The sequence below is a fragment of the Acidimicrobiia bacterium genome (genome assembly GCA_040880805.1).
Classification (GTDB): Bacteria; Actinomycetota; Acidimicrobiia; order IMCC26256; family DASPTH01; genus DASPTH01.
Genome location: JBBDHW010000001.1, coordinates 45,897 through 55,216 on the forward strand (window position 1 = coordinate 45,897; position 9,320 = coordinate 55,216).

General features: G+C 68.9%; 11 protein-coding genes. 4 read left to right on the top strand and 7 right to left on the bottom strand.

Annotated elements, in window-relative coordinates:
* Positions 1-84: 84 nt before the first annotated feature.
* The 3 genes from WD271_00270 to WD271_00280 form a co-directional block, all read right to left on the bottom strand.
* A complete protein-coding gene (locus WD271_00270; protein ID MEX1006261.1) occupies positions 85-450 on the bottom strand; it encodes a hypothetical protein in 366 nt (121 codons plus the stop codon).
* A 26-nt stretch (positions 451-476) separates the two neighbouring features.
* Complete coding sequence (locus tag WD271_00275) at positions 477-794, bottom strand: antibiotic biosynthesis monooxygenase (protein MEX1006262.1); 318 nt, start codon at positions 792-794, stop codon at positions 477-479.
* A gap of 206 nt (positions 795-1,000) precedes the next feature.
* Positions 1,001-1,834 (bottom strand): PAC2 family protein, encoded by an 834-nt coding sequence (locus WD271_00280; protein MEX1006263.1) that lies wholly within the window; start codon positions 1,832-1,834, stop codon positions 1,001-1,003.
* Positions 1,835-1,872: 38 nt separating this feature from the next.
* Between WD271_00280 and WD271_00285 the strand changes: the two genes are divergently transcribed.
* Complete coding sequence (locus WD271_00285; protein MEX1006264.1) at positions 1,873-2,793, top strand: LLM class flavin-dependent oxidoreductase; 921 nt, start codon at positions 1,873-1,875, stop codon at positions 2,791-2,793.
* On the opposite strand, the gene WD271_00290 is transcribed toward WD271_00285, so the two are convergent.
* Positions 2,794-3,672, bottom strand: a complete 879-nt coding sequence (locus tag WD271_00290) for a DUF6159 family protein (GenBank protein ID MEX1006265.1) — start codon at positions 3,670-3,672, stop codon at positions 2,794-2,796.
* Positions 3,673-3,774: 102 nt separating this feature from the next.
* Between WD271_00290 and galK the strand changes: the two genes are divergently transcribed.
* Positions 3,775-4,839: a galactokinase gene (galK, locus tag WD271_00295; protein ID MEX1006266.1), complete on the top strand. Its 1,065-nt coding sequence runs from the start codon at positions 3,775-3,777 to the stop codon at positions 4,837-4,839.
* Here the strand turns inward: galK and WD271_00300 are convergent.
* Both WD271_00300 and WD271_00305 read right to left on the bottom strand, forming a co-directional pair.
* Positions 4,822-5,460: a PH domain-containing protein gene (locus WD271_00300; protein MEX1006267.1), complete on the bottom strand. Its 639-nt coding sequence runs from the start codon at positions 5,458-5,460 to the stop codon at positions 4,822-4,824. The two genes, galK and WD271_00300, sit on opposite strands and share 18 nt — an antisense overlap.
* 53 nt (positions 5,461-5,513) lie before the next feature.
* The gene (locus WD271_00305) at positions 5,514-5,885 is read right to left on the bottom strand and encodes a metallopeptidase family protein (protein MEX1006268.1); all 372 of its coding nucleotides are present in this window, start codon (positions 5,883-5,885) and stop codon (positions 5,514-5,516) included.
* A gap of 348 nt (positions 5,886-6,233) precedes the next feature.
* Between WD271_00305 and WD271_00310 the strand changes: the two genes are divergently transcribed.
* Both WD271_00310 and WD271_00315 read left to right on the top strand, forming a co-directional pair.
* Positions 6,234-8,279, top strand: coding sequence for an ATP-dependent DNA helicase UvrD2 (locus WD271_00310; protein ID MEX1006269.1), 2,046 nt, complete (start codon positions 6,234-6,236; stop codon positions 8,277-8,279).
* Positions 8,279-8,419 (top strand): hypothetical protein, encoded by a 141-nt coding sequence (locus tag WD271_00315; GenBank protein MEX1006270.1) that lies wholly within the window; start codon positions 8,279-8,281, stop codon positions 8,417-8,419. The genes WD271_00310 and WD271_00315 overlap by 1 nt, the downstream gene beginning before the upstream one ends.
* Positions 8,420-8,468: 49 nt before the next feature.
* Here WD271_00315 and WD271_00320 read toward each other — a convergent pair whose 3' ends face one another.
* Complete coding sequence (locus tag WD271_00320) at positions 8,469-9,257, bottom strand: DUF3152 domain-containing protein (protein ID MEX1006271.1); 789 nt, start codon at positions 9,255-9,257, stop codon at positions 8,469-8,471.
* Positions 9,258-9,320: the final 63 nt, after the last annotated feature.

Sequence of the window (9,320 nt, forward strand, 5' to 3'; positions counted from 1 at the left end):
CGACCGCGACGGCGGTCGCTCGCGACACGTCGTGCTCGGCCGACCGCCCGCCATACAAGAGCAAGACCCGGAGTCGGCGCGCCATCACGACACCTGCAGCACGGCGCGGATGCCGAGCCCCATGATGAACAGTCCGACGAGCCCGTAGAACATCTCGGTGCGACCGCGCATCTGCATGCGGTACTGGTATGCGAGCCCTACGGTGAGGAACGCGAGAAAGCCGTAGAACATGTGGAAGCGCGGCGCGATGTACTCGTCACTGATCACGAGGATCGCTCCCACCAGTACCTGGAGCATCATCATCGACTCGGCCATGATGGTGACGATCCACAGCCATCGCCCGCGCCAGCTCCGAACCCGCCACGCGATCAGTGCGAGCGCACCCACGATCGCGTTCGCGACGATCGCCACGTAGCCCCATACCTTGTGGAAGTCGAAGAGCGCGCGCACTCTGGCACGTTACGAGATGGAGCGTTTCAGCCAGCGACTGCGTCCTCGTGCTGCACCACCTCGAACGACCACAGGTCGCTGTGACTGCTCACCGGCCCCTGCGTGCCGTGGGCACGGTGACCGTGCTGGAAGGCGGGACTGTTCACCCACCCCTGGAAGTCCTGCTCGCTGCTCCAGCGCGTATACACGAGGTAGACGTCTCGCTCGTCGGTGGGCCGGAGCAACTCGAAGGCCTCGAAACCGGGCGACGACGACACTTCGCCGGCGCGCGCCGCGAAGCGGGCCTCGAGCTCGCCGGCCCGCTCGGCCGGCACCGTGATGGCGTTGATCCTGACGACGCTCATGGTCTGCTCCCATCCGAAAATTTCGCAAAATCGCCCGAGCCGTTGGAAAGACGTTCTACGTTGCAACCACTCCGCTGCCTCGGTCTTGATGTGTCTGGCGTCACAGTGCCTGTCGGGTGTTTACTCGACATCAGCCTGGTGGGTCGGCCGGGCCGACCCTGCCCCGGCCCGCCGGCCCGCCACCTACCGGCGCGAGGGGAGTGCCTTCAGGGCTGGCCACGCAGAAATCGCTCGATCTCCGACGCAAGCTCCTCCCCGCTCGGGATTGCGGGCTCGGTACCGGACTCGATCTGGCGGATCGCCTCCAAAACGTCGGGTCGATCGGCGATGCCCTCTTCCACGCGTTGGATGTAGGCCTGTGCCTGGTCGTCGAGGACCGACAGGTCGACCTGCAGGCCGCCGAGATCGCGGATCCGCGCGAGCAGCGCGCGGATCGCGGGCGGTGACGGGCCGGCCGCGACGTAGTGGGGCACCTGGGCCCAGAGTGCGATCGTGGGCACGCCGGCTTGGCCGAGGAGCACTTGCAGCGCGCTCTGCGCGCCGGTCGGGCCCGTGTAGTCGGTTCGCCACGCGCCCGCCTCGTTGACGATATCGGCGCTGGTTCCCGTGACGAGTACCTCGACGGGACGACGATGCGACGCGACGCTCGGGATACCGCCGAGCGTGAACGCGCGTGTGACCCCGAGCCGCAGCGCGGCATCCACGATCTCACCGAGCACCGCTCGCCATCGCAGCGACGGCTCCGGGCCGACGACGATCACGACATCGCGCGCACCGTGGCCGGCGACGAGCTCGATGGCGGGCCATGTGATCTCGCGCGACACACCGTCGACGAGGTGAACCGTAGGCCGGGTCTGCTGGAGGTCCATGAGGTCGGCGAGGTCGATGCGCCCGAACACACGCTTGGCGTCGAGCTGCTCGGAGAGCACCGCGACCGCGCCCGTCCCCGCCAGGCCCGCGTCGACCCATCCGGAGAGGGTGATCACCATGACGGGATCGCGCAGCTCCGGCCAGGTGTCGACTTCGAGCAAGGGAGCCACGGGACAACTGTACGTTGTGTCGCGTAGGGTCCGGGCCCGTGAGATTCGGCGTGCACACCGGCGTGCAGAACACCACCACGCAGGAACTCGACGCGCTCTGGAAGCAGATCGAAGGGCACGGTTTCGAGTGGATCTCGATCTGGGACCACTTCTACGCCGCCGACGTCACCTTCACCGCCGTTGGCCTGAGCTCGGGATCGGTGTCACTCGAGGCGATCACCTCGCACACCGCGCTCGCGATGAGCACGTCGCGCGTGCGCTGCGGCAGCCTCGTCTACTGCGTCGGCTACCGCCACCCCGCCGTGCTCGCGAACGCGATGGCCACGCTCGACCACCTGAGTGGCGGCCGCGTCACATGCGGCCTCGGCGCGGGATGGCACCAGGCGGAGTACGCCGCGTACAACATCCCGTTTCCTCCGGCACCGGTTCGGCTCCGTCAGGTGGCTGAGGCGATCCAGTGCATCCGCGCGCTCCTCACCGAAGACGTCGCCAACTTCGAGGGCGAGTTCTTCCAACTCCGCGACGCGCGCTGCGACCCCAAGCCGGTCCAGGAACGGCTGCCCCTGTGGCTCGGTGGCGGCGGCGAAAAGGTCACGCTGAAGCTCGTCGCCCAGTACGCCGACGGGTGGAACGTGCCGTTCGTCGTGCCTGAGATGTACCGCCACAAGGTCGAGGTGCTGCATGGTCATTGCGAGACCGTCGGACGTGATCCGTCGGAGATCGACTGCACAGTGAACCTCGCGCTGGCGTGGAAGGACGAGGACCTCGAGGTGCAGTTCGGCGGCCTCGCGCAAGTCGTCCGTCCGAACGTGCTCATCGGGAGCACGCAGGAAGTGATCGACCGCGTCGGCGAGTACGCCGACGCAGGATGCGTACAGGTGAACCTCGCGCTGCGAGCACCGTTCGACCCGGAAGGCGTCGACCGCTTCGCGGCGGAGGTACTGCCCGCCTTCCGGTGATCAGTTCTTGCTGAAACCGCCGAAGCCACCACCGAAGCCACCGAAGCCACCGTTGTCTCGGCGCGGTTGGAAGGCGCCCCGGAAGTCGACGTCTGCGAAGTCGCCGGGCACCTGACCGGTCGCGGCGAAGTGGTAGAGCGCGGTGCGGTAGATGCCGCTCAGCGCCGCCATCACCGTTGCGGTGACGACGACCCACACCAGCGCGATCCCGCCGAAGACGATGAGTCCGATTGCGCCGAGCGCGCCGCCGATCGCGAACACGGCGATCGCGGGCAGCACGAGGAGGAAGCCGACGATACCGAGGCCTGCCTGCCCGACGACGTTCTCGCCCCACGTCTTCTTGAAGAGCTCGCCCGAGCGCTTGAACGCCGCGCCCACGCCGACGTCCTCGAGCACGAGGATCGGGATGGTCAGGAACGTGACGAGGCTCCACGCGAGGCCGATCAGCGAGGCGATGATCCGGCCCACGATGCCCTGACGCTCGAGCTGGTTGAGGATCAGCGACACGGTCGCCGACACGATCGCCCACGGCAGGAGACGGTGGAGCCGCGAATTGGCGACGGCCATCGCGGCACTGACGCTGGAGTTGCCGCCACGTAACCGTGTGTCGGCCCCGGCGACCAGCGCGGCGAGGAAGTACGTCTGTACGAACGCGAGCGCGATGTAGCCGAAGGCGATGAACACCCAGCCGATGGGCGCGAGAGAGTCCTTGCTGCCCTGGTGATCGAGGCCCGCGGCGGCAACGAGCCCGCCGAACACCGCGAAGACCGCGATCGAACCCAGGAACGAGAGCACCGGGAACCACGCGAGGGTCTTGTCGGACTTGAGGACCGCCCAGGACCGCTTGGCGATCGCCCAGGAAGTCTGGAAACGAGTCATGCCACCAGTATCGACGATGGCGGGCGCCCAGTGAAGTCGAGCAGTGAAGTCGAGCAGTGAAGTCGAGCGGTTGTAGTCGGAGCGGGTCGTAGTGTCGCCGCGGTGAGCCGGTACCGAGCCCCGGGGCGCGTGAACCTGATGGGCGACCATACCGACTACAACGACGGCTTTGTGCTGCCGATGGCGATCGACCGGGACTGCGTCGTCGAGGCCTCGCCTGCGTCCGACGGGATGGTGCGGGCCAGGTCACGCGAGCTCCCGGGCCAGGTTGCGGTGGCCGCCGACGGCCGCGACGAGCCTCGCAGCGTCGAGCCGGGTTGGGGCCGCTTCGTCGCCGGCGCGGTCCGGGTCCTCGCCGCCCGGGGTGCGGCGATCGAGGGCGCCGAACTGGAGATCTCGTCCTCGGTGCCGGTCGGGTCGGGTCTCTCGTCGAGCTCGGCGCTGTCGGTGGCGCTGACCCTCTCGCTCGCCGACCTCGGCGGGCTGTCGCTCGACACGATCGAGGCCGCGCGGCTCGCGCTCGCGGCGGAGGTAGAGGCCACGGGCGTGCCCGGTGGCCTGATGGACCAGCTCGCGGCGCTGTTCGGGCAAGCCGGGCATGCGCTGCTCATCGACTGCCGCGTGCCGACGATCCAACCGGTGCCGATCGCTCGCGACCTCGCAGTGATCGTCGTGCACTGCGGGTTGCCACGAACGCTGGCGGACAGCCCGTACGCGACCCGGCGCGCCGAGTGCGAGGAGATCGCGGCGCGGCTGGGGATCGCCGCACTTCGGGACGCGACCCTCGACCAGGTCGCCGACCTCCCGCGCGCTCGTCATGTCGTCACCGAGAACGCGCGCGTGCTCGATACCGCCGACGCACTACGCGCCGGAGACCTCGACGCGTTGGGCCTCCTCCTGCTCGCAAGCCACGCGAGCCTTCGCGACGACTACGAGGTGTCGACACCCGAGCTCGACGTCCTGGTCGAGCTCCTGGTGCAGAGCGGCGCGGCGGGCGCGCGGCTCACCGGCGCAGGGTTCGGCGGTTGCGTCGTCGCGCTCGCGCCTCGCCGCGAGGGTGCCGACGTACTGGCGCGCGCGATGGATCGCTATCGCACGGAGACCGGGCTGGAACCCACGGGGTTCGTGGCACGAGCCGTCGACGGCGCGCTACATCCGTTCGAGTAGCTGCGCCTTCTTCTGTTCGTACTCGGCGGCACTGATGTGACCCTGGTCGCGGAGGCGGGCGAGTTGCTCGATCTGCTCGGGCACCGAGGCCGCCGGGGTCGGTGCAGGGGCAACCACCTGGCTCGGTTGCATCTGCGGCATGTTGCGCGTCTCCATCTGGCGATAGATCTCGTGCTGCACGCCGTCGGGGTGGCGGATGAAGTCGAAGTGGGACTGCCCGTCCTTGCCGGCCGATTCGATGTCGAGATCGCCGGCTCCGATGATGCGGTCGATGATGCGCTGGTGGAAGTTGATGTTGTTGACTCGCTCGAGCGGGATCTCCACGCCCCTCTTCGAGAGCACGCCCGTGCGGTAGATCACGCGCCGGCTCGTGACCACGAAGTACGTCATCGTCCACTGGAAGTACTTGAGGACGAGCCAACCCGCCCACGCGATCACGATGATCCCGACGAGCCAACCCAGGTACTTGCTGACGTCGTCGTTGTCGATGTTCAGCACGAGGACCAGCACGATGAACAGCGGGATGCCGGTGAGGATGTTCCGGGAGAAGTACCACCAGTGCGGCCGGAGGTCGAGCGCGAGCGTCTCACCGTCCTGGATGAGGTTCTTGGGGTACGCCATGGCCAAAGCGTACGGCAACCCGAACCGGGGAACGCGCAGCCCCACCCTTCCGCCTACGCCCAGCCGAGCTCCTTCAGGCGCGCGTCGGTCATCCCGAAGTAGTGGCCGACCTCGTGCAGCACGGTCGTCCGCACGCTGCGCGCGAGCTGGTCGGCGTCGTCGGCAAGCCGGCAGATCGGGCCGCTGAACACGGTGATGCGGTCGGGCGCGACGCCGGCGTACGACAGCGGGCCACGCGAGGTGAGCGGCACGCCTTCGTAGAGGCCGAGCAGCATGCCGTGCCGGCCACCGAGCTGTTCGGGAGTGGGCCACTCCTCGACCACCACCACCACGTTGTCCATCGCCTCACCGAGCTCGGAAGGAATCGAATCGAGCGCGTCGGCGACCATCTGCTCGAACTGCTCACGCGAAACGGGTAGGCCCATCGCAGGCATTTTGCCTCTTGATTTCATCAGCCCGCGTCCGTACGATGCGAGAGCCGGTGTGAGCCGGTGCGGCATCCGGGTCGAGCGGGACCACCCCCGAGCGGCACGGGAGCCGGAGGCCACGCAGTCGAAGCCGGAATCTCGGGGCAACCCGGGAAGAAGGACCTGCTGGCGGCGTCCCCGGACGTCGGTGGCGGTCGGCTCGTGGCCGACAGGCCGCAAGGCCGAAAGGAATGGCCCCGAGAAGATCCGAGCTGCGACGCAGCGGAGACTACTCGGGGCCTTCCTCTATTTTCCCTGGCCTCGTTACCACGTTTGGTGTCATACCCCGGCGGTACCGTGCACGCGGTGGACGACCTGCTGCGCGGTCTCGACACGACGCAACGCGACGCGGTCACCAGCCGCACCGCACCGCTCGCGATTCTCGCGGGAGCGGGCTCGGGTAAGACGCGGGTGCTCACGCGTCGTATCGCGTGGCAGGCGCGCGAGGAGCTGGTCGACCCGCGTCACGTGCTCGCGCTCACGTTCACGCGCAAGGCGGCCGGCGAACTGCGCGCGCGCCTCGGGCGGCTCGGCGTCGAGCAGGCCGTTACCGCGGGCACGTTCCACGCGGTCGCGCTCGCGCAGCTCCGGCGTCGAGCGGCCGACGAACAACGCACGATGCCTGCGCTGCTCGAGCGCAAGGTCCGTTTGCTCGTTCCGCTGCTGCCAGTTCGCGGGCGCGAGGCGGGGCTGCTCGCCGCCGAGCTCGCGTCCGAGATCGAGTGGGCCAAGTCGAGGCTCGTGCGCCCCGACGGCTACGAGAAGGCTGTCGCCGTCGCGGCACGCACACCGCCGCGCCCTGCGGCTGAGGTCGCCGCGTTGTACCGAGAGTACGAGCGGCAGAAGCGACGCCGCGGGCTCGTCGACTTCGACGACCTCATCTGGGGATGCGCCGACGCGCTCGAACGCGACGAGAACTTCGCCGCCGCGCAGCGTTGGCGGTTCCGTCATCTCTTCGTCGACGAGTTCCAGGATGCGAGCCCGGCCCAGTTCCGGCTCCTCCTCGCGTGGCTCGGTGAACGCTCCGATCTCTGCGTCGTCGGCGACGGCGACCAGGCCATCTACGGGTTCGCCGGCGCCGATCCCTCGTTCCTCGTGCGCTTCGTCGCCCACTTCCCACCCGAGCGGTTCCCCGATGCCGGCGTCGTGCGCCTCGGGAGCAACTACCGATCCACTCCGCAGATCGTCGGTGCCGCCTCCGCGGTCTTCGGGTCTCGGCGCCGGCGTGGCACGATCCGCGCCGCGCGCCCCGACGGCCCGGCGCCCACGGTCACTGCCTACGACACCGACGACCACGAAGCGCGCGGCGTGGCGCGTGCTCTCCGCGCCGCGCACGGATCGGAGGTGCGGTGGTCGCGCCTCGCGGTCCTCTATCGCGTCAACGCGCAGTCAGCGTTGTTCGAGGAGGCGTTGAGCCGCGCCGGTGTTCCGTTCCGCGTGCGCGGGAGCGCGCGCTTCCTCGAGCGGCCCGAGGTGAAGGTCGCCCTCGACGCGTTGCGGCAATCGGCCCGAACTGCACCGGGCCGCACCTTCGCCGAGCACCTCACCGCCCTCACCCACGACGAGAACGAGATGTCCGAGGAACGCCAGGAGCACCTCGACGCACTGGTGCGCCTCGGCCTCGAGTACCTCGACACCGAGGGCGGTCCCGGCTCGGCACCAGGCCGCCACGCGGGCTCGGTCGACGGCTTCCTCGCGTTTCTCCAGACCGCGCTGCGGGGCGACGACGGTGAGAGTGCCGGCGACGACGCCGTGGAGCTGCTCACATTCCATCGAGCGAAGGGCCTCGAGTTCGACACGGTCTTCGTCACGGGTCTCGAGCGTGGGCTGGTGCCGATCTCCCACGCGAAAACCTCCGAGGCGCTCGACGAGGAGCAGCGCCTCCTCTACGTCGCGCTCAGCCGAGCCGAACGCGCGCTCCACCTGAGCTGGTCACGGCAGCGCACCATCGGGGTCCGCGTCGCCAACCGGAACCCGAGCCCGTGGCTGGCGCGAGTAGAACGGGCGATCGGCGGCACCGACTCTGCCGACAGCAGCGAAGCCGTCGACCCCCGCCACGTGATCGCGGATGCGCGTGCACGGGTCGGCAACGGCAAGGGCTCGAAACGCGAGGTGCCGGAGGCCGACGCGCCGCTCTATGCCGCACTGGTCGAGTGGCGCGGCAAACTCTCGCGTGCATCCGGCGCTCCCGCGTACGTCGTGTTCAACAACGCGACACTCGCAGCCATCGCAACTGCGCGCCCGCGTAGCCGGAGCGCCCTGCTCGCCCTCCCGGGTGTCGGGCCGGTGAAGGTCGAACGGTACGGCGACGCCGTGCTCGCGCTCGTCGGCGAACACGCGGGCGTTCTGTAATGGTGATCCTCGAGGAGTCGCCCCCTCCCATCGACCTCGACGCACTGGAGCGCCGCGTCGATCCGCACGCCTACGCCGATCTCACCGAGCTCGAAGGCAGCGCGCTCGCCAAGCTTCGCCGACGGCTCACCGAGCCGTAGTCGGGAGCCCTCGATACAGGGACCCTTCATTCGAGTGCTCAGAGCGCCGCTACCGCCTCACGCGGTCCAGTTCCCACGCGAGTGGCCACGAATTCGGCACACAACCCTGCATGTCGATCGACTGCTGCTGCATCATGGGCGCGACCTCACCGGGACCGGGGCACGGGGAGTGCCCGAGCCCGAGCCAATGCCCGGTCTCGTGGTTCAGCACCATCTGGCGATACGCGCCGAGTGCTCCCGGCCAGTTCGGTGAACCTTGGGACCAGCGGTCGTCGTTGAGCACGACGTAACGCCCCGACTGGCAGCTGTACATCGTGTCGCAGACGCCCGGGCTGTACGAGGGCACCGTGTTCGCGTTCGCGAGCACGATCGTGAAGCTGCCCCCGCTGTCGACGCGCTGGAACTCGATCCCGGCGCCGGTCCATCCCCGCGGGTCGCCATACGTCTGCGCCGCGATGCTCGCGAGCTCGTTGACGTCGGAGACCACGGGCCCGTCGGTCTCGATCGAGTAGGTGACGACCCGGACCGACGGCGTGGGATCGGGCGCGGGCTGCTCCGGTTGGGGTGCGGGATCGGATGTCGGCGCCGGTGCCGGTGCCGGCGCGCTCGTCGTTTCGGGTGGCGGCGGAATCGTCGTCGTGGTGGTAGTGCTGGTCGTGCTCGTGCTCGTCGCGATCGTGGTGGTAAGGCCGATGCGCGGCGCTTGCGCGTGGACGCTGGTGGTCGCTTCAGTGTCGAGCACGAGGAATTCGACGGCGACCGCGCCGACGACCAGCGCAGCGGGCACCGTGATCTTGGCCCACGCCGGCAGCGCCCTGATGCGCTCGCCCGTCGTCATCGCGCCCGCATGCTAGTGGCGTGTCCTTCAATTGACGCGCGCTTGTTCGAGGGCAACGCGGCC